The 21,674-nt window shown below is 45.5% G+C and carries 25 protein-coding genes; 12 read left to right on the top strand and 13 right to left on the bottom strand.

What is annotated here, in order from left to right; translation table 11 throughout:
- Positions 1-51 precede the first annotated feature (51 nt).
- Entirely contained in the window at positions 52-405 is a 354-nt protein-coding gene (locus BK120_RS08260) for a hypothetical protein (protein WP_076266989.1), read from the top strand.
- On the opposite strand, the gene terL is transcribed toward BK120_RS08260, so the two are convergent.
- On the bottom strand, positions 396-2,051 hold the full coding sequence (gene terL / locus BK120_RS08255; RefSeq protein ID WP_372238964.1) for a phage terminase large subunit: 1,656 nt from the start codon (positions 2,049-2,051) through the stop codon (positions 396-398). The two genes, BK120_RS08260 and terL, sit on opposite strands and share 10 nt — an antisense overlap.
- A gap of 190 nt (positions 2,052-2,241) precedes the next feature.
- Here terL and BK120_RS08250 point away from each other — a divergent pair, with 190 nt between their 5' ends.
- A complete protein-coding gene (locus BK120_RS08250; RefSeq protein ID WP_076266987.1) occupies positions 2,242-2,664 on the top strand; it encodes a hypothetical protein in 423 nt (140 codons plus the stop codon).
- On the opposite strand, the gene BK120_RS08245 is transcribed toward BK120_RS08250, so the two are convergent.
- The 6 genes from BK120_RS08245 to BK120_RS35185 form a co-directional block, all read right to left on the bottom strand.
- Positions 2,661-3,113 (bottom strand): phBC6A51 family helix-turn-helix protein, encoded by a 453-nt coding sequence (locus BK120_RS08245; RefSeq protein WP_076266986.1) that lies wholly within the window; start codon positions 3,111-3,113, stop codon positions 2,661-2,663. The two genes, BK120_RS08250 and BK120_RS08245, sit on opposite strands and share 4 nt — an antisense overlap.
- Before the next feature lie 1,264 nt (positions 3,114-4,377).
- On the bottom strand, positions 4,378-5,286 hold the full coding sequence (locus BK120_RS08240) for a hypothetical protein (RefSeq protein ID WP_076266985.1): 909 nt from the start codon (positions 5,284-5,286) through the stop codon (positions 4,378-4,380).
- Positions 5,286-5,660 carry a hypothetical protein gene (locus BK120_RS08235; RefSeq protein ID WP_076266984.1) on the bottom strand — a complete coding sequence of 125 codons (375 nt, stop codon included), beginning with the start codon at positions 5,658-5,660 and terminating at the stop codon, positions 5,286-5,288. Before BK120_RS08235 ends, BK120_RS08240 begins: the two co-directional genes overlap by 1 nt.
- Positions 5,661-6,076: 416 nt before the next feature.
- Complete coding sequence (locus BK120_RS08225) at positions 6,077-8,629, bottom strand: RNA dependent RNA polymerase (protein ID WP_076266982.1); 2,553 nt, start codon at positions 8,627-8,629, stop codon at positions 6,077-6,079.
- A gap of 66 nt (positions 8,630-8,695) precedes the next feature.
- Positions 8,696-9,538, bottom strand: a complete 843-nt coding sequence (locus tag BK120_RS08220; protein ID WP_076266981.1) for a BRO family protein — start codon at positions 9,536-9,538, stop codon at positions 8,696-8,698.
- A 59-nt stretch (positions 9,539-9,597) separates the two neighbouring features.
- A complete protein-coding gene (locus tag BK120_RS35185; protein ID WP_076266980.1) occupies positions 9,598-10,527 on the bottom strand; it encodes a DnaJ domain-containing protein in 930 nt (309 codons plus the stop codon).
- 585 nt (positions 10,528-11,112) lie between these two features.
- On the opposite strand from BK120_RS35185, the gene BK120_RS08210 reads away from it, so the two are divergent.
- Positions 11,113-11,310 (top strand): type II toxin-antitoxin system HicA family toxin, encoded by a 198-nt coding sequence (locus BK120_RS08210; protein WP_076266979.1) that lies wholly within the window; start codon positions 11,113-11,115, stop codon positions 11,308-11,310.
- Positions 11,311-11,363: 53 nt separating this feature from the next.
- A complete protein-coding gene (locus tag BK120_RS08205) occupies positions 11,364-11,774 on the top strand; it encodes a type II toxin-antitoxin system HicB family antitoxin (RefSeq protein WP_076266978.1) in 411 nt (136 codons plus the stop codon).
- Positions 11,775-12,714: 940 nt separating this feature from the next.
- Here BK120_RS08205 and BK120_RS08195 read toward each other — a convergent pair.
- The 4 genes from BK120_RS08195 to BK120_RS08185 all read right to left on the bottom strand — a co-directional run bounded on the left by BK120_RS08195 (position 12,715) and on the right by BK120_RS08185 (position 13,684).
- Positions 12,715-13,008 (bottom strand): cupin domain-containing protein, encoded by a 294-nt coding sequence (locus BK120_RS08195; protein WP_076266976.1) that lies wholly within the window; start codon positions 13,006-13,008, stop codon positions 12,715-12,717.
- 172 nt (positions 13,009-13,180) lie between these two features.
- Positions 13,181-13,321, bottom strand: a complete 141-nt coding sequence (locus tag BK120_RS35180) for a hypothetical protein (protein WP_179089763.1) — start codon at positions 13,319-13,321, stop codon at positions 13,181-13,183.
- On the bottom strand, positions 13,318-13,455 hold the full coding sequence (locus tag BK120_RS35175; RefSeq protein WP_179089762.1) for a hypothetical protein: 138 nt from the start codon (positions 13,453-13,455) through the stop codon (positions 13,318-13,320). Before BK120_RS35175 ends, BK120_RS35180 begins: the two co-directional genes overlap by 4 nt.
- On the bottom strand, positions 13,427-13,684 hold the full coding sequence (locus tag BK120_RS08185) for a hypothetical protein (protein ID WP_076266974.1): 258 nt from the start codon (positions 13,682-13,684) through the stop codon (positions 13,427-13,429). The genes BK120_RS35175 and BK120_RS08185 overlap by 29 nt, the downstream gene beginning before the upstream one ends.
- Before the next feature lie 144 nt (positions 13,685-13,828).
- On the opposite strand from BK120_RS08185, the gene BK120_RS08180 reads away from it, so the two are divergent.
- The 8 genes from BK120_RS08180 (at position 13,829) to BK120_RS08140 (ending at position 18,891) form a co-directional block, all read left to right on the top strand.
- Complete coding sequence (locus BK120_RS08180) at positions 13,829-14,068, top strand: helix-turn-helix domain-containing protein (protein WP_256710825.1); 240 nt, start codon at positions 13,829-13,831, stop codon at positions 14,066-14,068.
- 118 nt (positions 14,069-14,186) lie between these two features.
- A complete protein-coding gene (locus tag BK120_RS08175; protein ID WP_144376706.1) occupies positions 14,187-14,372 on the top strand; it encodes a hypothetical protein in 186 nt (61 codons plus the stop codon).
- Positions 14,373-14,867: 495 nt separating this feature from the next.
- Positions 14,868-15,800 carry an FtsK/SpoIIIE domain-containing protein gene (locus tag BK120_RS08170; protein ID WP_179089761.1) on the top strand — a complete coding sequence of 311 codons (933 nt, stop codon included), beginning with the start codon at positions 14,868-14,870 and terminating at the stop codon, positions 15,798-15,800.
- On the top strand, positions 15,733-16,344 hold the full coding sequence (locus BK120_RS08165; RefSeq protein ID WP_083681726.1) for a replication-relaxation family protein: 612 nt from the start codon (positions 15,733-15,735) through the stop codon (positions 16,342-16,344). The genes BK120_RS08170 and BK120_RS08165 overlap by 68 nt, the downstream gene beginning before the upstream one ends.
- Before the next feature lie 413 nt (positions 16,345-16,757).
- Complete coding sequence (locus tag BK120_RS08155) at positions 16,758-16,955, top strand: hypothetical protein (RefSeq protein ID WP_076266969.1); 198 nt, start codon at positions 16,758-16,760, stop codon at positions 16,953-16,955.
- Positions 16,956-16,971: 16 nt separating this feature from the next.
- Positions 16,972-17,361, top strand: coding sequence for a hypothetical protein (locus tag BK120_RS08150; RefSeq protein ID WP_076266968.1), 390 nt, complete (start codon positions 16,972-16,974; stop codon positions 17,359-17,361).
- A 48-nt stretch (positions 17,362-17,409) separates the two neighbouring features.
- The gene (locus tag BK120_RS08145; protein ID WP_076266967.1) at positions 17,410-17,751 is read left to right on the top strand and encodes a YolD-like family protein; all 342 of its coding nucleotides are present in this window, start codon (positions 17,410-17,412) and stop codon (positions 17,749-17,751) included.
- 174 nt (positions 17,752-17,925) lie between these two features.
- Positions 17,926-18,891 carry a tyrosine-type recombinase/integrase gene (locus BK120_RS08140; protein ID WP_076266966.1) on the top strand — a complete coding sequence of 322 codons (966 nt, stop codon included), beginning with the start codon at positions 17,926-17,928 and terminating at the stop codon, positions 18,889-18,891.
- A gap of 276 nt (positions 18,892-19,167) precedes the next feature.
- On the opposite strand, the gene spo0A is transcribed toward BK120_RS08140, so the two are convergent.
- Both spo0A and spoIVB read right to left on the bottom strand, forming a co-directional pair.
- Entirely contained in the window at positions 19,168-19,980 is an 813-nt protein-coding gene (gene spo0A / locus BK120_RS08135; protein WP_076266965.1) for a sporulation transcription factor Spo0A, read from the bottom strand.
- 297 nt (positions 19,981-20,277) lie between these two features.
- Positions 20,278-21,606 carry a SpoIVB peptidase gene (gene spoIVB, locus BK120_RS08130; RefSeq protein ID WP_076266964.1) on the bottom strand — a complete coding sequence of 443 codons (1,329 nt, stop codon included), beginning with the start codon at positions 21,604-21,606 and terminating at the stop codon, positions 20,278-20,280.
- Positions 21,607-21,674 lie beyond the last annotated feature (68 nt).

Raw genomic sequence — 21,674 nt, 5'->3', positions numbered from 1 at the left:
GTTCTATATAGTAAAATAAAATAATCAAAATGCAGTAAGGAGGAATTTGTAATGTTATACGATGATTTTCGCGAGAAATTAATAGACACTTTGCATAAAAAAAGACTAAAAGACAGAAAAGAAAGACGAGAAACTCAGGATATAGAAGAAATTTACAAAACGATTAAATTAGAACTAATTTTACATATCAAAAATCTTAAGAAAGATTTCGAAATCGGTAATATTATCACAAATTCAAGCGAGGTTCTGTTTAAATTAGAGGAATTTACACTAATTATTAGATTTGAGGATGTTTTAAAGCACCATACCAAGGTGTCTCCTTCTAACAAAGATTATTACGCGGATTCTATTCAAGAGTTAATCGTTTTAAATTTACAAAAAAAGTGCAGCGATGCTCAAAGGTAGAATATCGCTGGCTTGTTTCGTACGGCTTTCTTAGCCCTCGCTACGTTTTCAACTGCGAGTTGTAAGGCGTCCGCCGAGTCGATGTAATCGCCATGCGGATATTGTGCCAGCTGATCGTGAAGCATCGTGTGAGAACGGTTGAAAATTAGCGTCTTGTTATGACAAAGAGGCTCTAACGATTCAATACGCTCCTCCTTACCGGATTTGTGCGATTTGATATCGTTGAGCCTCGTTCTTGTAACGCCCGCTTTGCGCAATGCTTCTTGTAATTGGCGGTAAAATTCGTGCTGCGCGTTAATTGTCTCGACGCTGAATACGTTATGCCGCCATTCCTTTATGCGGCTTACGATGAGATCAATATAAACGTGCGGCTGTTCTTTCGACGCGTATTCATCAAGTACGAAGATATGACCGGTCTTTTCGTAACGGCCGACCGTTAATACCGCGTTGTAACAAGACCTCGCGTTCTTGCCTTGTGCGATATCCCACGCACCACTAATTGTAAGCTCCTCGACCGGAATACGTAAATCTTCATAACAGATGAATCTGCGTCCACCCACGTATTCAAAGCGATAATAACCGTACTGCTCCGGAAAGAAGAACTGTTCGTCTTCGCTGAACGCTAAGTTACGGAACTCCGAATTATATGCGCGCGTTCCCATGTTGAATTTTTCGTGCATGAGTAACCGGTATGACCACCGCCAAGGCCACGCAAGTTTAACTCCGGACTCTAACGCTTCCTTATTCGCTTCATAGAACGCGTCGACTTCCGCCATGTCATCGGTGCGTCCGTAGATTTCGAGGTATTCGTCCCACAATTTCGGATTGTCAGGCTCACTTATCAACGCGCCATGAAACGATGATTTAAAATCCTTACGTTTCAGTACGTGATTCAAAAGGCCGGTCGCACTAACCATCGTACCAACAAGAATAATTGCGGTCGATTTCGTTCCGATCGGCACAACAACGGAGTTAAACCAGTGAACGAGCTTTTCACGCGCTTCCTTTGTTCCTTCGTTGTTCGTTGAAGACGGATCATCGACGATAACTAAGTCCGGTCGGTACGAACCGTGTCGCTTACCCCGCAATTGCTTACCGGACGACGACGCTTCGACTAACGCGCCAGAAAGCGTAATGAACGCCTCTTCGTTATCGCGTTCGTTCTGCGTATTACGTTCGTGAAGCAGTGGTCCGAAGTCTTCGCGTAGTTTAGCGTTAAATTTCAGCTGTTTATTTACCCATCCGATGAGCTTCTTAGCGAGCCCATCCGTTTCAGAGATAACGAGCACGTATTTCCGCTTGCGAAACGCGATTTGATGCAGCGGAAAGGCGTTCGAGAACATACCGGACTTACTATGACCCCGTGCAGCTGCGATCGCCAAACGCGCGTTACGCTCCGTGTGGTCTACGTAATCACATAAGTCGAAGAACTCACGGTGAATCGGCGCAATATCTTCGAATGCGTCATGTTGCGTTCCGTCTTCACCGTGTCGGACAACGTTATCCTCGTTCGTTGGATTACCGCCGTCTGACGTATATTCATACGTGAAGTATGCGACGTCTACTTCTGCGCGATGGATGCGAATCAAGCGTTTTAACTCCGTGGTATCCTCACGTAGTGTATCGAGTTGATAGTCGTTAATCATACCGTCCTCATAAAACGACCTAAGTCTCTGTGCGCGTTTGGAGATTAACGAAATGCGCTCAGCGCGTTCGTCACGACTGAGCCATTGATTGTTTACGAATGCCAGGCGCTCTCACCTCTTTTTGCTTGTCTAATAAATGTAAATGTTGTAACATTGTGTTGTTAAATATTGTATTTGGGGAGATGCTATCATGAAATATAATGAATGGTTTCAATGGATTGAAAGATTCCCACTCGGAAAGCAAATACTATCGAATATTACGTCTATTATCCCTGAGGGTAGTGAAAAAGCCGTACTAATCAATGTTGTGGATCAAGCCGATAACCTTACTGGAAGAATACTTATATCCGATGATGCGAACATAATATCTCTTGAATACATCTTAAAGTCTACAGAGAAAGAGCAAGGCTGTAGCGTAGATTACCGTAGAAAAGGTGACATTGTTAAAAAGACCATCGAACTGAGTGATGTGAAGCCGACTTGGGTAGGCGATCATCTGTATTCATCGTTGATTTGTACTTTGCACTTTGCTAATGGCGAAAAAATGAAATTAAACAACGCAGATTTTAGTACTAACTTTAAGGAATTCCACGATACAGTTATAAAAATTTAACCCCTGATGAAGGGGTTTTCTTTTTCTGTAAGCAACTCGTCCAACTCAGCGAGTTCCTTTGCAATATCTTCGTTGTCACGTCCGCCACCGACATCTTTCGTTTCGATAACCGCGTGCGCTGTAATTAAGCCCTCGCGCCTCATAAATAAGTCAATCGCCTTTACTGAAGGTTGCGAACCGTCGATAAGCTGTAGCAATCGTTTATATACAATAGGCCTTTTAGACGCTAGGAAATCGTCCGCGATTACGTTAACGAATTCAATAAATGCTTTATTTTGCGTTCGCCACTCGTAAAGTGTGTTACGAGTTACACCAGCTTCTTGTGCGATTACTTCGAACGACTTGCGCTCGGTTTCTGGTGCAAATTCACGCTCGACACACGCTAACGCCGCGATACGCTGGCGACCGTCTAAGCGTGATTCAAGTTGCTTCCGTTTCTGTGCGCTCATATTAGCGCCTCCTTTACGTTGATTTTATGACAAATAAGCGCCTAACGCGTAAAAGGTACGAAACTACCTCCGAACGCATAGAACGCCTTAAACGTAGGTAAAACACGGGAAGAACCGTATACCGCTACCTCCCGAGTTCAAAATTTTATGCGCTAATTCCGTACGGCAACTGTAGAGGTATCGCGTACCCCGCCTGGGGGTCACGCACTTCACCGCGCTAAAGTATCACGCATCCAGAACGCTTTATTACGTTAAAGCATCGCAGATAGTTACGCGAAATTCGAAATAGTTTCTTTATCGCGCTAAAGCGGTGAAATCCGGTATATTTATGCATACTCGGCGCTAAATCACGGGAAATAATCGATTATCAATCCGTTGAGAATGGCGTAACCACGCGGCTTTTCGGCGCTGCATAAAACGTGCATAAATTCGCGTGTTTTATTTCCGATACCCTACCGTAAAAAGCCCGTAACCACGCGGTATTTCGGCGGTGTAAAGGCGTATTACTTTACGTCAAAATACGGCATTTGTGAACATGTCTGGCGCGTTCCGTGCATAAATATTCACGCATGAATATCGCATAAAACGCTTGACAACATATCTATCGTATGATTCGCGGGTTTATTGAAATAACGCTTGACAACCGCAGCCGCACGATTATTTGACCCCGTGAGTTTTCGCATGCTCTCCGGTCAGAGGCGTCGTGCAACCGTACCAGACGCTCTATACGCCTCATCTACGTATCCTAGCGTAAGCCCCACCGTGATGTCTCGCTTCATTATATAGCGCCTAAAACGCGTATTAATACGTAGGTTACATTACCCGCGGTTGCGGACCGAAAAGTACGTTAACAATGCGGTACCTTACGATCGCTTTTATTCGTCAATCTCCGTTTGTATATACGTTTGCTCACGAACAGTTTAAAATCTGAACGCGAGCCTAAGTGCCTGCCGCGGCCATAAACCGGCCTTGCCCTGACCGCGTCAAGTTCTTACGCGTCCAGTATTATTTGTGCATGAGGACTTGGTCGCGGTATTTGACCAATCCGAAATGCTATCTCTTATGTTCGCGCCGGATTTACAAATGCAACGGGAACAATACGTTATAACGTTAAGCGGTATTTAAACCGCGCTATCTCTAAGAATAAGAGGACGTAAAGCGCAAAAATGTCCATATCCCACGTGGCTCTAAGCGCGAAGGCACTTAGCAACTATGCAGTATATGGGACGAAATTGCCCTTTGCTATGCAGTATATGGGATGGTTTTAGTACGGATATTCTCCGTAGCTAACCTCGACCGCGCCGCTATCCCCGTGCTCCTCTGCGCTCAATGCCTGTGCAAACTCTCCGCGTACAAATTCCGTATACTCATCGTGCTCATCGCTTGGCCTCTTGCGGAACATAACGTCAGGGTTCATACGTATGATCCTCGCGCCGAAAGCCTCCGATCGCATAACGAATCCGGCCGTAACCAACTCGCGCATACAACGACTGGCCGTTTCATCGTCGACTCCGACTTCATGCGCGAAACGGTTCTGCGATAAGTGCCGGATATCCTCGCTATATCTTACGTTCGAGTTGCAGCATAAGTATAAATATTCGTAGTGGATGTACGGAATCATTTTGTATAAAAAGCCCGCAGCTTGTATCGATACCTTCGCGATATCTGTTCGCGTTTTAGTCTGGTATATCCGCGTAAATGCTGTTCCTTTAATCGCTTGCCCTATCGTATGATGTTCGGCAGACACGTTGTAGACGTTTCGTTTGCCGTCTTTCTCCGTTACCAATACGCCGGCACTAACTAAGCCACCGACTATTGTAACGGTCCAGCGGCGCGCCTTTCCGATGGCACGCGCTATCTCATCGATGCCCATCCGTTTAGCCGCGTATCTGAGCTCGCCATTACGGTCAAATCGCATATACGGGATCAACTTCATAATTGCGCCTATTTCGTTAAGGCTCAGTATATCGTTAAGCTTACGTACGGGTCCGTGATACGCGACAACGTAATTACGCCCATCTCCGGCCGCTTCGATAGCCGCCTTGCGACGGTAACTCTCTCGAATTGCGTCACGCTGTTCGTAACTTCTAACCTCGTACTCCGCTTCATCAACGACCGTTAATACGCGCCCATCGTCGTCTTGATACGTTTGCTTACCGAAGGTTTGTGGCATTAATACACCCCATTTGCGTAAAACAAACGACCCTTTTTAGCTCGGATAGCATCTAGTACATGATGCAGCGCAAAGTAATAGTTAATTTTCCGCTCTCTCGCGTTGCTCGTCTGCATGAATTGATACGCTATTTTACGCGACAGACCTACTACCTTATCGGATTTAATCCGCTTAAGAGCTACCGAGTCTACTGCAGCGTCAACGTAGCTTTCAATTAACGGGAATACGTCTTCGTCACCCCAAAGTGAGGTGAACGCGGTAATTAACTCCTTACGGCGATCACAAAATAACCCTACCGCGATGCCATTCGGGTCCTTTGTCTCGCTAACTGTGTGCGTCTCGCTACAAAAACGGCAAAATGAACGTTTTGTCATCGTATAGCCTCCGTTTAATTTAAGTTTTAATAAAGTGTTATCTAAGCCGTCTTTGTATGCAAAGGGCTCTTATCGTTAATCTCCGAGTATGTCCGTTCTATTACTACTAACGTTTCGTCGAGAAAGGTTACAATTCCGTGTTTGTCTACTGTATATTTCACGCAGAAATTCCTCCCCGCAGAAAATGCCACTTGACAAAGCATTTTCAAAGTGATATTTTTATTATGGATACATATGACCATCCAACAAAAAAATAGGAGAGCTACCTCTACAAAGTGGTTCATTAGGCCAATTCTCTCCCTTTATCACCATTAATGCAAAGAGCCGAAAACCCTTACCACATATGGATTCCTCGGTTTATTTGTCGTGAAATTTTTACGTCTATCTCTGAAAAGCCCCGTCCTATGCGGTTTCCTCTACGAACTCACGGCGACATCGAACTTCCTTTCTCGCTGCTTTTGAAGCCTCTTACGCTCTCTCGTCCGCGTTTCACTACAACTGCTACACCGGATTTGCCGTTGCTTGACCAACTCCGTACGCACTCCGCAGTCAGCGCACAGAATAAAGCCATCTTCGAGTTTATTGTCGATATTGCTCCGTAGATTTCTTACGATTACGTCGCCAAAACTGGACCATAATGTCGTTTTGTAACTACTTGACCGCTCGACGTATAAATACTTAATTAGCACGTCTACTACGTAGTCTAAATGCCCGTTGATCGCGAGTAACTGGTTCCGAATATTGACATACATGAATGAGCTGTCTTTACCGTCAATCGTCACGTGCGACATCGAGTGCTTACGCGTATCCAGCTCTTTGTATTTTGTAATAATCGCTTGTGCACTTTCCGATTTGAGTGTCACCCGCTTATTCCGCATTAATCGTTGATAATTGAAATGACCGAGATTCGCCGCGCTGAAATTTATCCGTCGATTTGGTATTAGCGTATGCAATCGATTAACCACCGAGCGGTTAACAGGCGCAACCTTTTCACGCTCCTTTCCTTTCGCATATCTGAAGAAATACGGTACTTTTGTACGTGTGTAATCCTGGATAATAGACTTAATTCCGACCGGTATATCTGGTTTATATAGCGTTTTAGCGTAATCGATTACGAAGTTATTAATACAGCATAAAATCTTAACCGCGTCTAAATTGAAAGCGTGGCTGTTCCAAACCTTCGAAATATTATTGCTGACTTCTCCGATGTTTCCGCCAGTATAAGCCGCGTGAAGACCTTTAAACATGTTCTCACCGTTAATAAGTTCGGTAGTGGCCGTTTTCATTTCGTAATGTAGTGGTACGATGTCGCTCATATGGCGCTCGGCTACTGACACTAGCGTTTGATCTCGTATTACAAGGCCCTTGTCGCCGTCGCAGTCGAACATAAGCAGCTTACTTATGGAATCGTGGCAGCTCGTATATATCCCGCGAGACTTGAACCATAGCTTCGTCTCGTCACTTACCGTATTCGTCCGTATCGCATGTTCTCGGTATAGATGAGGGCTTCGGAGGCAGTCTAATTTGATGCCGTCCTCGTAGATACTGCATGATACTTGTCCGTTCGCTATTAGGCCTTTTGGATGCTCGTCTCCTAAAAATAGCCATTCGCAGAAAGCGTAAAGATCGGGGATGATGTACGTAAATACCCCGTCCACTTTAAATTTTCCTGCGCGCGCCTTCGTGACTACACTTTTTTTAACGGCTTTGAGCTGCTGGCGGCTATACTCGTCAGACAGTAATTCTGGATACAGTTCGAGCGCCTGTTGATAATATCCCTTCCACTTATTGGCTGACGTGACTCCCATCAGTTCTAACATCGTCTCTCGGTCATTACCGATATTGATAATATCTCTTGCTGTCCGCGAAGTTAATTGCCTTAACTCAGTGTCAGTCATGTCCGTAAGAGTCTGCAGCATCTGATAATTAGATTTCGCTTGCGCAAATTCTTCGGGTTCCTCCGCACATTTAGCTGCTTGACAGCCGTAAGTTTTGAAGTTATCTGCGTATTCCTGCCAACTCGTATAAAACTTCCACATCTTGAATTGACTCTTTGTGAAGATAACTTCGATTTCGTCCTTAATAATATCCCACTCTTTACCGTAGATGTCTCTTACGATGCGCGTTCCGTTCTCTTGGGCGAATTTGTCGAATGGAAATGGCACAAGAAGCCCCTTAACCCACGGCATTCTGACCATGAAGCTTTTTCTGCTTTTACGCGGTAGAATCATGCCGCAACCGTCCGTGTGATTAATTTTAACCGGCATTACTTGTCGCGTAATCTCAAACGATTCGCAATCGATATAGTCAACGAGGCTCTTAACCGGAAACTCCATATCGTTGACTACGATCGCTCGATCGATCCGAAAATTCCGCCATACTTCGGTCGCAGAATTGGATAACGCTAGGTAAGCGAGGTATTTATTCGTATTCGTACCGCCCTTTGCGTTAATCATTTCGACGCTAAGTCCCGCAGTCAACGCGCCTTCGTGCTTTATCCAAGCACTTTCACGAATGAATACAGTCTTATGCTCTCGAATTTGTCCAGCGCTGGCGGTTAGACAAACGTACTTGTCGTTATGGAATATAAAACCGTTCAATATCAGAGAACGGAGGATACTTTGATAATACGTCTCTACTACTATCAGATCTTTTGTGACTTTGCCGGGTTCAATACCTAATGTGCGTGTCAGCGCCGATTCAAACAGCGAGATAACGGCCTTATCCGTCATTCTTTCCTCGCGCAACCGTCTAACGTTACCGTATGTGTCGAATTGCGTGCGCAATAACTCTTCTGACTCACGTAGACTCGCGCGGATGGTGCGAACCTGTTCCTTATCGGCGGCGCCTTCCTTCGCTCGTTTCAGCGCGTTTATCTCTGTTTGTAAGCTAATTTCCTCCTCAGTGTAGAAAGCCGATGTATCTACGTTATACACGTAAACCTGCTTCGAAAGATATCGTTGCTTCATCAGTTATATTCCCGCCTTTCTTCAGAGTATGTTGTTAGCAAACAGGTTCCAAGCTGGAGACTATTACTACTTAAGTGATAACGTTAATGTTAGTACCGGCGCCTGTAGTAGTTTATTTGTCTGACGCTTACGTCTGCGATTTCGCTTCGGCTTTCCTCCCGGTTCGATACCCTTATCCGTAAGTAATTCGTGGATGAACAAACGCCCTTTCTGCGTCCATTTCGTATATACACGCGAACCACCGCTTTCATTGACAAACGTTTCTGACTTTGAATAACCGTTTCCTACGTACGCGGATTTTAGCACCCACTGGGTACCCGATTTGTATTGGACACCGGCTTCTTTTAGCATTTGATTGAGCTCTGCAGCCCCTAGCCCGTAGTCCTTTGCGATTTGCGTAACAGAGAGCGCGTCATTCGACCTTAAGATCGAGTCGTAATATGATATTTTTGGAGCCTGCTCGATTAATAACGTAGCTTGCCTCTGTGTTTCGAGTTCTAGCGCCTGTCGCGCCTCTTCCTCTTCGATCCAACGCTTAGCACGCGCAACTCGGTCGTCGATTGCGTAAGAAGGAACGGCGAGAACATTGTATCCGCCAGTTTTACGAATTGACGGAATGACTTCGGAAGTGACCCATTTGCGGAACGCCTTCGCTTCGGGTTTGCGCGATGACATGATTACCGTGTATAGTCCGGATTCATTAACTGCCGCTGCTTGTTGCTTTCCGCCAAGGGTGTCGGTTAAAACTACACCCTTCTCATCGTCATCTAAGCGCGCCACGACTTCTCGGCTATTTTTGATTTCTAAAATATCGCAAACATCCTTCGCGACAAACCACGGCTCTCCCCCGACCAATACCGTCCTTACTTCGTTGCTCTCGTAACTAAACACTTGTTGTATCTGACCCATTCGTAATCCCTCCACGATTTGTATTTTAATTTATATTAAGCGGCTATTGACCGCGTATTTTAATAGTCGGTTTGGTACGTTTCCCACGCTGCGTTAACGATTTTGAATAACAACTCCGAGCCGCCTTTATCCGGATGCACCTTTTGTACCAACGCACGATACTTCCGTTTGACATCCGCATCACTATCGCCGTCCCATACGCCGAGTATTTCGTACGGATCGATCGCCAGCCCGCTAAGCGGTTGCCTGTTCGATGGTTTCTTATATGCGCGTACGATTTCTGACGCCTTCTTTCCACCTATCACACCCGTTAGAACGGAACTATAGTTCTCCGTGAACGCACGGTTTGATAGCATAGATGCTACATTTAGAACCGATTTCATAAGGTCAGGCTCGAGCGCGGCGACTTTGAGCGCAACATCTACCGGTAATCCATACAAAACGTCACGTTTGTCCTGGTCGATCGCAAGCGTCTCGAACGGATTTTTTAATACTTGCGGCTCTGTACTCGCGCTTACTTTCGGTTGTTTCGGTTTTACGAGGCCGGCGCGTTCCCGTTCAAGTCGTACAACTTCCCGCAGCTCCTCCTTCGTCATCAGGTTTACGTATTTCTTCAATCCGGATGAAGGAACGGCGTACTCACACGCGAGGAATTCGGGCATATTTATTTCGGGTGGCAGCGAAGCTAACTCGAACATTTTTGACGCGTTCAAAAGCGCAGCCAGCGGCACATTTCCGAATTGTTCAAAAGCCTTTGCGTAGCTCTGAGCCGTTCTTTTCGCAATCCCCACGCGTTTAAGCCACGGTATCCACTCGCCGTGTTTCGTGTGGTTCTCCTTCACGAAAATTAGCCGCCTACCTATCTCCAATACCGCGCTGCCTGTTGCTTTATCCGCCGCATCGATGGCGCCGAGAAATCCGGCTAATTCCGCTTCTATTTCTGGTAGGCTAGCTGAAAATACATGCGAGGTGCGTTTCTGAGTTTTCACAACGGTTCCTCCTTTACGTGCATATCTAGCCAGTCGTCGATGAATCCGCAGCCTGTACGTTTTTAATGCTGGTCGACCGCGTTCTGCACATTCACCATATACATTTATAGTCGCTTTCCGAATCGCTCCCGCACAACTTTGTATAGACTTTTTTTGCTGACACGGTATTATTCGGACACACTTTTGCTCTCGCACATTTTTCCGCTGTTACTTTATTGACGACGGCCGATTCCGTTTCGCATATACCGCACTCAATATAGTAAGTACTCGTTATCGCGAAATTGGGACATCGCGTCTACTCTATATACACGCTCACTTTTCGAATATTGGGACAACGCTCTTTACGTTATAGATACCCGCTGACAATTAGAAAATTGGGACAATCACTTCATATACCCCCCATATTCGGAGAAATTGGGACAAAGCTGCTTATACTATTTATAACTACTGAAAATCCGGAAATTGGGACAACTAAAGTTCGTACTTTTTGCGAAAGCCATTCTGAATAAGTACGTACATTAATACGTGTTATTCCTTGACACGTGTTAGAATACGTGTTATAATTGTTTTAGAAGGGAGGACGCGATGGACTTACGCGGAAGATCATCCAGGGAGATGGTAAAAATGGTTGAGAACGACGGCTGGTATCATGTACATACAACGGGTGACCACAAGCAGTATAAACACCCAACAAAAAAGGGAAGAGTAACTATCCCACATCCAAAGAAAGACTTACCTATCAAAACTGTTGATAGCATCCTAAAGCAAGCGGGGCTTAAATAGCCCCTTCTTGTAAGGATTACATAGAATCCAATTTTAAGGAGGAGTAACTATAAATGAATGACCGGTACGTATTTCCCGCGATATTCGATTACGCAGATGATGGTATCTCCGTAGAATTTCCGGATCTACCCGGCGCGCTAACCTGCGGTGACACTGATGAAGAGGCCTTACGCATGGCACGCGAGTGCATGGCGTTGCATTTGTACGGAATGGAAACAGATAATGAGATTATCCCGCAGCCTACACGCTCCCTCAACGTTAAACTTGACGTGAATCAAATCGTTGTGCTCATCGATGTATGGATGCCTATATTCCGTGATAAAGTGGCGGAACAAGCCGTAAAGAAAACGTTAACGATACCAAAATGGCTCGATGATCTCGCGACGGATCAAAAAGTGAATTTTTCACGTGTACTACAGGACGGATTAAAAGCGCATCTCGGCGTAACTGAGCGTAAAAAGTAACGAATATACTGCAGGCCCGTCATTTGGCGGGCTTTTTCGTTTTATGACGGCGCGAGCTTCCGCGGCCTGTACAAATCGAAACCGGCAGCTCCTGCGGTGGCGTACGTTGGGATAACGGCGTCTGGCGAGAGCTTGCGAATGTTAACGTTCATGCTTCGTCCTCCTCTTCGTTTTGCGCTTCATTCGCGCTTATATCTAATTATCTGCGGTCATTGACTCAATCCGCACACTTTAAACGAAAAAAAATCCGCAGTCCCTATCGTAGCGGATGCGGACTTTTGAATACGACCTAAAAATTCACCGTTTACCGCCTCTACTCCTGACCTGACGCACTGATTCGGTGTGTTAACTTACCGTCATTTCAAATGACGGTATTTCGTACAGACGATACGCAGAATGTGCGTATCCTTCTCGTCATCATTTAATATGACGCCTATCCGTTCTTACTTTGGGGTCAAATACGACATCAATGTCGTTTTCAACGCAGTGTGGTTTCAAACCTCGTCGTCATTTGAAAAATAATACGAAAACTTTTTACGAAAAATGAAACGTATGTTCGCATATGTCGTATTACCCATTATAAAGGGAAGACGCCCGACCAACGGTTAGCCGCCGTGATCGAGCGCCAGGTAGTGCCGGTGAATACGCGTGCCATACGGTGTAGCCGCACCGAAGCGTTCAAAACGCCACGCAGTCACCTTCGTTATATTGAACCGAGTCAGTACGTTTGCCGCCGCAATAACCCGAGGACAAGCGATCGGCCGCCGAATAGTTGGCGCTAAACGGCGACAGTAAAGCGTCCGCATAGCGGCCTGGAAGCGTTGCAGCGCGACCAGCACGGACAGAAAAGAACGGAATAACGCAATGTTGGCGCAAAGGTTATCCGTGACGATGGAAGCATAGCGCGCTCCCTTCGTTTCGACCGGTAACCAGCCGGTGCTCATTCAGACGGAATATTAAAAGCATCGAACTCTTCATCGTAATAACGCGTAAGTAGCGTATAAGCAGAAACCTCCGTTAACCGACGGTACAGGTCCGCAATAAACTCAGCGTCCTCTTCGGCCTCAATCGAGACGACGAACGCTTCTCGTAATTGTGTGTACTGATTATTCGCTGATGTTACTGCGATAAGAAAGGCAAATTCTTCCGAAACGTACAAGGCGTGCGCGGAATCCGGCAGAAGGAATCCGTCATAAACCGAAGCATTAATGCGAATCTTAATCGGAGTCAACATACACCGGCCTCCGATCGGATACGCTTGTACAACGCAATTTTATACAGTAACAAACGTGACGGTCGCGTTGCTGGCGGCTTCCTAGCGGGACGGCCGCGGAGTATATCGAAGCGCGCTCCATTGTAATCGCTGACTTTACAAAGATAAAACGCCATACGGTGGACGGTCGTTTTCATAAAGGGAACACCTCCAAGTAAATGCGTTTGCGTTCAATCTTAACGTACTCGCCATAAACGTTCCTGTGACGCGTCCGGCCGTTTATCCATGACTGAGGACCATTATAAACCGGAAGAATCTTAAAGCGACGTTTCATCGTGACATCAATCCTCCTACGAATCCGGATAAAAGCTCGGCACACAATGCGCCAATGACACGTGCAATTAGACGGCCTTTAACAGAACGACGACGGATTTGCGGATTAGGCGCTGATTGTAATGCGAGTATCATTTACGGGAACCTCCTTCGTATTTCTTGCGGGAATCATACCGAGTGTAAGCAGCTGTGCGTCGTTAACAGTGACTGTGCCGATTGTCTTACGCGGTGAGATACCGACGACCTTATGAAAGAAAACCGGTTGAGTTACGAAGCTGATAGGCGTGGAACGATCGAGAATGGATACGAATATAAGTCCGTCTGTACGAAGTGCGAAACGTAAACGGTGCGGTTGTTTTAACATATAGGTGGAACCTCCTTGTTATTTAGCATGTCCAATTGAACGTTAAACGATCACTTACGGGTAAAATATACCATTTGAACGTTAAACGGTCAATAGATTAATAGAAAATATTTTCGTATACTAATTATGGGAGGTGACTCGCGAGTGGATTGGGAACAAAATCCGGTTAATCTATGTTGTAATTTAGGGGAAATACTTAAGCAAAAAGGCATATCCGCTCTACAGTTGTCGAAAGACCTTAACCATAGGCGTTCCACAATAAATGATCTGATTAACAATAAAGACATAAGCACAAAGCGTATTCCTGCGCAGCTTATAGCCAGAATATGCTCTTACCTTGATATAACACCTAACGATCTATTTACGATCATTCATACGGAATAAGCCTCGTTCATCGGAACGGGGTTTTTATTTTGTGCATATTGAACGTTTAACGTTCATAACCTATATCACTACCGCAGGAACGTAGCTGCGGAATATTCGCATAGGGAGCGTGTTCACCTTGATGACGTATGTAACTATCGGTGCAATCGTAATCACCACGACGCTATTAGAGAAGCGCAGCCGTGACGCAGGTAATACGGATGGAGCCTTGACCGCGCGTAGGTTCGGCCGCTACTTCCTGCTCGGTTCCGGCGCCATGATCGCGTATGAGTGGGTTAGCGGGATGCTGGCGTTAATGCTGTAACTGGCCGCGTCTATTCCGTTCACCCTTCCTCCGTTAACCGCCCGCCCTTGTCCGTTATCCTTCCGTTATACATTCCGAATACTGTACGCACGCCGAATAAATGAACGGAATTGACCGATCCGCGCCGCGCCTAGCTTCGGGCTTGTCCGCCACCCTTCCGTTTCCGCGAAAGAACTATAGGTTTGAAAGGAGGCCATCATGATATTTGAGATTGGATTTGGGTTATTGTGTGGATCATTATTAACTTCTCTTCACTCCCTCCCTTTCTCTCGGTCTTTTAAACGTAGCAGGCAGTTCGTAGCCGCCTGCAAGACGCTGGGCCTCTCGGTAACGTATGGCGCCGACGTAGCGCTCCCCACCGTCAACGCGGAGTATAAGCAACCGTGGGGCGAACGCTATCTCGTTAATCTACCGGCCGGCTTAAGCTCCGCGAAAGTTATCGATCAGCAGCGCGCAATTGCTGAAGCACTCCGCGTCAATGCCGATGATATGGAAATGCGATATGACAACGGTCTCGTCGTAGATATCATTACCGCGAAGATGCCGACGAAGGTTGCGTATGTGACGGTTAGTGCAGACCTGCACCAAGCGTCGTACCGCGTATTCATCGGCGTTAACCGGCGCGGCGAACAACGCTATTACGATTTCGACGGACCATACCCGCATTTACTTATTGGTGGAATCAGTGGCGGCGGTAAGTCCGTCCTATTGCGCGCTATCTTGGCGCAGCTCGCAACCGGTCCAGCTCCGGATATGTATCTATGCGATTTAAAAGGCGGCGTCGAGCTCGGCATATTTCGCGACTTGGAGTGCGTGGTCGGCTTCGCTATTACGTTACCGGACGTACGGAACGCGGCAGCAGCGGTCGAATCCGAAATGATCCGCAGATACGAGGTTATGGCGGCCAATGGTTCGCAGCAATGGTCGGGTAAGAAAACGATATTTGTCGTAGATGAGCTCGCGGACTTTAAAACGCGGGCAGGCGATCCAGAAGCGAAGCTGAAAAACGAGATTAAATCGATCATAACGCGCTTATCCGCTAAAGGCCGCGCCGCAGGCGTATTACTTGTGCTGGCTACGCAACGCCCGTCAGCGGACATCGTGGACGGTCTGATTAAAACGAACATCGCGTCCAGTATATGCTTCCGTACTCGTGACGGCACGCAAAGCCGCATCGTACTCGACCATGACGGAGCTGCCGCGTTACCGGACGTACCAGGGCGCCTCATCTATCAGACCGCGCATGATGAGACGCTGCAGGCTCCGTATTTGACGGCAGAAGACGCGAAGAAATTGATCGCAGAGTTACCGCGTAAATGTTTCGACGTCGGAACGTTTGAAAACGAGGAGGAATCGCGCCATGTCGTTGACGATAAACCGTACGCAAGCGAAACTAGCCCGCTGGATAGCGATATTACATTCTTGTGACCGCTTCGGCTACCTTACAACGTCGCAGATACAACGACTCCATGACCTCGGAGGCAGCCGGAATACTACGCGCATCCTTAACGATATGAGCGAGTTTCTATCGTCCTTTCGCGAAGGCGAGACGGTATGGTATTTAAACGCACGCGGCCGCAAGGAAATCGGCAGCCAAACGCAGCGTAGACGCACTCTTCACGTTAACCATGCGATTATACGAAACGAAGTGTACGTCGCATTGAGACCGGAACAATGGCGCGAAGAACATACGGTAAAATGGGATGATAAGACGTTGATTGCGGACGCTCTATTTCGAGTGAAGGCTGGTGGACCCTATGCGTTCCTCGAAGTAGATAACACGCAGGCAATGGCGCAGAATGAACGTAAGATCGGATTATACCGCGAGCTCTGCGCTACGGGACGCTGGCAGGCGAAGAACGGACCGTTCCCGCAGCTTATATATGTAACCGTGAGCGAGTACCGGCAGAAGCGGTTGACGGCGTTAATGGACGGGATGGATGCGAAGGTGCTTACAATTGCGGATTTATGACGATGATGCCCGCTGATTACGGCGGGTTTTTCTTCCCAATATGTGGATAAGGGATTATAATATTATGTAGTTCAAATAGACCAAAACTATATACGGAGGTCAAATATGAAAGCAGTAAAAAATTTATTGTGGACTACAGGAGTTTGCGAAGGACTTCTCGGAGTACCAGTACTCGGTGGCTTTATAATTTTCGCGACATCATGGTCTCTGTTACCGTTAATGCTAGTCATACATATCATTACATTGATTGCTTGCAAGCGCATTAACCGCCCCATTTACCCAAGTGTACTCGGAGTAGCTGCGTCTGCTCTCGGGTGGATTCCGTTTCTCGGTATGACGTTGCACATCCTTGCTGCCGTATTCTTAATACGTAGCGCAGTAATTGAAACTAAGCGAATTCGAGAGGTGAGATAGTGAAGTATAAAGGATTCCGTCAACTAACTGCGCCGCTACACTTCTATACGGCCGCGCTCGATGAATCTGTTGTGCTCGCGTTTCAAAATAACGAGCTCATCGGTACTGGCCTTATAGACGAAATTACGAATGAGACAGTGAAAATACGCGATGAGCAGTTTATGCGCGCTAATTGTACGTTCGTTTACGCTAAATAAGGAGGACTAAGTCAGAATGCGTAAAAGAAGAGTTAGACGAGCTGGTACACTTTTCCGGCCTAAAGGTATAAGGCCTAAAATAAGTGCTGGTAAGATGTTTTGGGAATTTCATTTAACTGACGTCGATCCGTGGCCTTCGATTCCTCACGGGCATAGTCTTGATCCCAAAGGGTTTAAGTTAGACGTAGACACCGGAGATATTTATTTAATAAAAACTAGACAAAGGGTTGGTAAAGCGAAGGAAAAGGATATGATCGAATTACTTACTGACGTTAAGTTTGCTGCCTTTCTTAAAAGAGCAAGAGAGGTGTACACTGGCAGTAGCACTCAAAAATATCTAGCCACATATCGAAGAAGAAGACTCAGTTCAGTATTTTTAGTAACTCTAGAATATGATATCAACTAATTGACTAACGAACAAACGTTCGCATATAATAGCGTTGAGGTGATCGCTATGACAACGCAACGTAAAAAATTGACCGGTAATGGTATGTGGGAAAGCAGCCGCATGATGTTACCAGAGCATATCGTACGTATAAACGAATTTAGTCGCGAGTTAAAGGCGAAAGAAAAGCCGATACTCTACGGTGATGAGCTCGAAGCCCTCTACGGTAAAATATCGGAATCATTCGCGAACAAAACGGAGATTACGCTTGTCCTATTCGATAAGTTCGAAGATAGCCGCGCTACAGGCGTAATCGACCGTATTGATACGATTGGTAGTCGCGTACGAATGGAAGTAAACGATGGCGCTTCGGAATGGTTCCGCGTCGAGGATGTAATTAGCGCCACATAATAACGAATATATTACGTCCACTGGCTCAATCTGTGGGCGTTTTTAATTTGCATTGATGTTCGTTGAATCTTCGTTTGATGTGCGCCAAGAATTCGTTTAACGCGCTAAAGCACTAAAGTTTTTTGTTATTCTGCCGATATAGTTAACGAAACATACACCAAGGAGGCAGATACAATGTCAAATTATACTTTAGCTGACGCGTTCACTTTGTTTTATAACGCAAAGAAAGCGGAAGGCGTTCGCGCTAGAACAGCGCAGGTCTATATTATCAACTGGGGTTATTTTACGGATTGGATCGCAGAAGATTGCTTAATAAATTCTATTACGGCTGCTAAGATCCGAGAGTATGTAACTTTTATGTTCGATAAAACTAAATTTAGTAATGCAACGGACGGAAGAAAGAGCTCCGACACTCTGGCTGCACAAACTATAATTACCCGTTTGATGACAATTAAAACAATATTTAATTTTCTAGCGGGTGAAAACTATATCCCTAAGAATCCAGTTACAAAAATCAAATTACCGCGCTATGACCGTAAGGAAAAAATTACGTTTACTGATGACGACGTACGTAAGTTAATTGGATCGCCTAACACTGACACGCCTACGGGTCTTCGTGACCGCGCCTTAATGATACTTTTAGCTGACGGCGGTTTTCGCATACAAGAAGCGTTAAGATTAACTACGGAGCTACTTGATGTAAAAGCGCGTTGTATCCACTTACCTGCATGGATGAATAAGAACCGTAAGCCGCGAGTCGTGCCGTTATCACAAGGGACTGTGAGCGAGTTATTAGCGCTTATCAATAGAAATAAAACTTATTTTGAAACGGAATATATTTTCTTATCGAAAAAAGGTGATCCGTTAAAGGCGGACCGATTTCGCAAATCTTTAAATGAGTATGCGATTAAAGTTGGCGTTAACCCAAAACTTGCTTATCCACATCAATTCCGCAGCTATTTTTGTACAACGTATTTACTGAATGGTGGAGATTTATTTACGTTACAGCGCATAGTATCTCACGCCGACATTGAGACTACACGTAGCTATGTACGAGTTAACGACGAGCATGTCAGAGATCAACATACGCAATTTTCTCCTTTAGTGCGATTAGATCTAGTTCCGCCTACACGCTCGTAAGTAGAACAGAAAAACGCCCGATAACGAAGTTCTAACGTAATAAATCGTTAGAACTTCGTAAACGGGCGTACGAACAAGCGTTTGAACTTGCGCATTAAATCGTGTATGATAGCGTTGTCTAATTATCCGATAAACACGCGCTGATTGCGAGGTGTAAACGAAGGAGTTTAACGCAATGGTTACGTAAATATTCATCGGAACGGTGACGCTACCTGGTACGTAAATTCACCGCCTCAGCTATCGAATATTGACCGAGAAGCCACGTGCTGTCTACGTTCAGCTAACTTTATGCTCAATCCTCAGCTTATCAGCCACCATTGCGATAAACTCGCTATTAGTAGGCTTTGATTTGCTGATGTTGATCGTGTAGCCAAACAAGTGAGAGATGCTGTCGATGTTGCCCCGTGTCCAAGCCACTTCAATGGCGTGGCGGATAGCGCGTTCAACGCGAGATGGCGTTGTTTTGAATTTTTCAGCAATCGCAGGATAAAGAGTTTTTGTGATCGCACCAAGAATTTCGATATTGTTATAAACCATCGTAATCGCTTCACGCAAGTACTGGTAACCTTTAATATGAGCAGGTACTCCGATTTCATGAATGATGCTCGTAATGTTGGCATCGAGGTTTTTCCCTTTAGGGATAGGAACGACGTTGGATTTCATTGAAGAGGAGCTAGTTGTGAAGCTGCCCGTTGAAGAGTAAGTTGGGTTCCCAACAAGCTGACGAATACGATTAGCTAAAATATCCATGTCAAACGGCTTCAAAATATAATAGGAAGCACCAAGCTGTACCGCTTTTTGAGTAATGTTCTCTTGGCCGAAAGCAGTCAGCATAATGATCTTGGGCATAGGAGATAGGTTAATTTCTTTCAACCGTTCAAGTACACCTAGTCCATCCAAATGAGGCATAATAATATCAAGGATAAGTACATCAGGAACTTTTCTTGCTTCCTCCAGATGTCTTAAAACCTCTTCTCCATTATACGCGACTCCACTCACACTCATATCACTTTGTTCGGATATGTATTCCGATAACAAGTTAGTAAATTCCCGGTTGTCATCTGCTAATAATACTTCGATCTTATGCAAGTTGTGGTCCTCCCTTAAATGATATTCATGATTTCGCTCACTAGTTGTCTAATCTAAAGTTTTCGACATGTGGAGTTCAATTCCTTCTGTCGAAAATTATTTTTCTTTATTTTTTTACGGGGATTCGATATAATAAAAAATTTATTACATGTACCGATGATGTTCGTTCTTCTTCGACAAATTTCATTGCTCATTTACGTATTGACGCGGTTTTTAGATAAAAGGATTTAATTAAAAATAACGCCCGCCTAAGCTGCTGTTCAGCTCAAGTGGGCGTTATTTTCTAATAGCAAGCCATTATGCAGCTTCGCCGATATGTCCATTTGCCGACTTCAGCAGCACTCCTGCATCCTGCAGCATCCATTCGATAAAGCAACCATATCCTGAAGAGGGATCATTAACGAATACATGAGTGACAGCTCCAACTAATTTGCCATCTTGAATGATCGGACTACCTGACATCCCTTGAACGATACCCCCGGTTTTGCTTAACAATCTTTTGTCCGTTATCTTAATAACCAAACCTTTTGTTGCTGGACCAGATTGCTTTGATACATGCACAATTTCAATATCAAAGCGCTCAACCTTCTGTCCATTCACAACAGTCAAAATTTGCGCTGGCCCTTCCTTAACATCTTCAGCAAATGCGACAGGAACAGATTTATCACTGTAACTGTGAGTAGGAACTTCATTCATTTTGCCGAAAATGCCAAACGGAGTGTTTCGCTCAACATTGCCTAATATTTTGCTTTCTTTCACAAAATGCGCTCTTTTTTCTCCCGGCTCGCCATTTTGGCTTTTGTTAATGGACGTAACGCTGGACTGTAAAATCTGGCCTTCGCCAACATCAATAGGAGTTTGTGTGTCCATATCCGTGATAACATGGCCTAATGCTCCATAAACACCCTGATCTGGGGCATAAAACGTTAATGTGCCTACGCCGGCTGCTGAATCACGGATATATAAACCTAACCGCCATGCCTTATCTTCCGCATCAAATACTGGATTTAAAAGCGTCTTGCCTAATTGCCCATCTCGCTTATAGGTTACTTCAAGCGGCTTCTTCTCATTGCCAGCCTTCTCACTTAGCTCCGCAATCCTGTTTACTTGATTAATGCTTGTACCATCAATCTTCACAATTAAATCGCCTAAACGCAGTCCTGCGGCCTCACCAGGGGATTGTTTCATGCCGTTGCTGCCAGCTACCTGATGATGTCCTACAACTAAGATGCCCGATGATTTAACTTTGACTCCAATCGTTTGACCGCCTGGAATGACACGGAGATCAGGTACAACATTAACCTTTACAGTCTTGAATGGAATTTTACCAAATAATTTCACTTTCATTTTCGTTTGACCGCTTTGACTCGACTGCAGTGACAGTGGTTCATTCAAATTTACGGATAAAGAATGACTGGTTGATCCGTTAATCTGAAGCATTTGAGGGTCGACCGTTACTTCAGCATGAACGGGCACTCCATATTGTAAACGTTTCAGTTGCCCGGAGAATAAACGAAGTTCATTCGGGATTGCGGCAAAATGTTGAAACGGGGTGGAGCTTCCGATCATGCAAATGAAGAAAACGAGAACCAGGCCAAACCATCGCTTCCTTTGACTGGAGTTCAATGATTTCACGCTCCCTGTATTTCCATCGCATGACGAAGAAGGATAAGTCGCCAATGGCGTACCTTTAA

The organism is Paenibacillus sp. FSL A5-0031, assembly GCF_001956295.1.
Classification (GTDB): domain Bacteria; phylum Bacillota; class Bacilli; order Paenibacillales; family Paenibacillaceae; genus Pristimantibacillus.
The sequence above is the reverse complement of the archived record's forward strand: the minus strand, read 5'-3'. Positions and strand labels throughout refer to the sequence as shown.

Bases quoted from the DNA above. Each gene is read 5' to 3' on its own strand.
- BK120_RS08260 (WP_076266989.1), top strand. From the start codon at position 52: ATGTTATACGATGATTTTCGCGAGAAATTAATAGACACTTTGCATAAA.
- terL (WP_372238964.1), bottom strand. From the start codon at position 2,051: ATGATTAACGACTATCAACTCGATACACTACGTGAGGATACCACGGAG.
- BK120_RS08250 (WP_076266987.1), top strand. From the start codon at position 2,242: ATGAAATATAATGAATGGTTTCAATGGATTGAAAGATTCCCACTCGGA.
- BK120_RS08245 (WP_076266986.1), bottom strand. From the start codon at position 3,113: ATGAGCGCACAGAAACGGAAGCAACTTGAATCACGCTTAGACGGTCGC.
- BK120_RS08240 (WP_076266985.1), bottom strand. From the start codon at position 5,286: ATGCCACAAACCTTCGGTAAGCAAACGTATCAAGACGACGATGGGCGC.
- BK120_RS08235 (WP_076266984.1), bottom strand. From the start codon at position 5,660: ATGACAAAACGTTCATTTTGCCGTTTTTGTAGCGAGACGCACACAGTT.
- BK120_RS08225 (WP_076266982.1), bottom strand. From the start codon at position 8,629: ATGAAGCAACGATATCTTTCGAAGCAGGTTTACGTGTATAACGTAGAT.
- BK120_RS08220 (WP_076266981.1), bottom strand. From the start codon at position 9,538: ATGGGTCAGATACAACAAGTGTTTAGTTACGAGAGCAACGAAGTAAGG.
- BK120_RS08210 (WP_076266979.1), top strand. From the start codon at position 11,113: ATGGACTTACGCGGAAGATCATCCAGGGAGATGGTAAAAATGGTTGAG.
- BK120_RS08205 (WP_076266978.1), top strand. From the start codon at position 11,364: ATGAATGACCGGTACGTATTTCCCGCGATATTCGATTACGCAGATGAT.
- BK120_RS08195 (WP_076266976.1), bottom strand. From the start codon at position 13,008: ATGTTGACTCCGATTAAGATTCGCATTAATGCTTCGGTTTATGACGGA.
- BK120_RS35180 (WP_179089763.1), bottom strand. From the start codon at position 13,321: ATGAAACGTCGCTTTAAGATTCTTCCGGTTTATAATGGTCCTCAGTCA.
- BK120_RS35175 (WP_179089762.1), bottom strand. From the start codon at position 13,455: ATGATACTCGCATTACAATCAGCGCCTAATCCGCAAATCCGTCGTCGT.
- BK120_RS08185 (WP_076266974.1), bottom strand. From the start codon at position 13,684: ATGTTAAAACAACCGCACCGTTTACGTTTCGCACTTCGTACAGACGGA.
- BK120_RS08170 (WP_179089761.1), top strand. From the start codon at position 14,868: ATGCGATATGACAACGGTCTCGTCGTAGATATCATTACCGCGAAGATG.
- BK120_RS08165 (WP_083681726.1), top strand. From the start codon at position 15,733: ATGTCGTTGACGATAAACCGTACGCAAGCGAAACTAGCCCGCTGGATA.
- BK120_RS08150 (WP_076266968.1), top strand. From the start codon at position 16,972: ATGCGTAAAAGAAGAGTTAGACGAGCTGGTACACTTTTCCGGCCTAAA.
- BK120_RS08145 (WP_076266967.1), top strand. From the start codon at position 17,410: ATGACAACGCAACGTAAAAAATTGACCGGTAATGGTATGTGGGAAAGC.
- BK120_RS08140 (WP_076266966.1), top strand. From the start codon at position 17,926: ATGTCAAATTATACTTTAGCTGACGCGTTCACTTTGTTTTATAACGCA.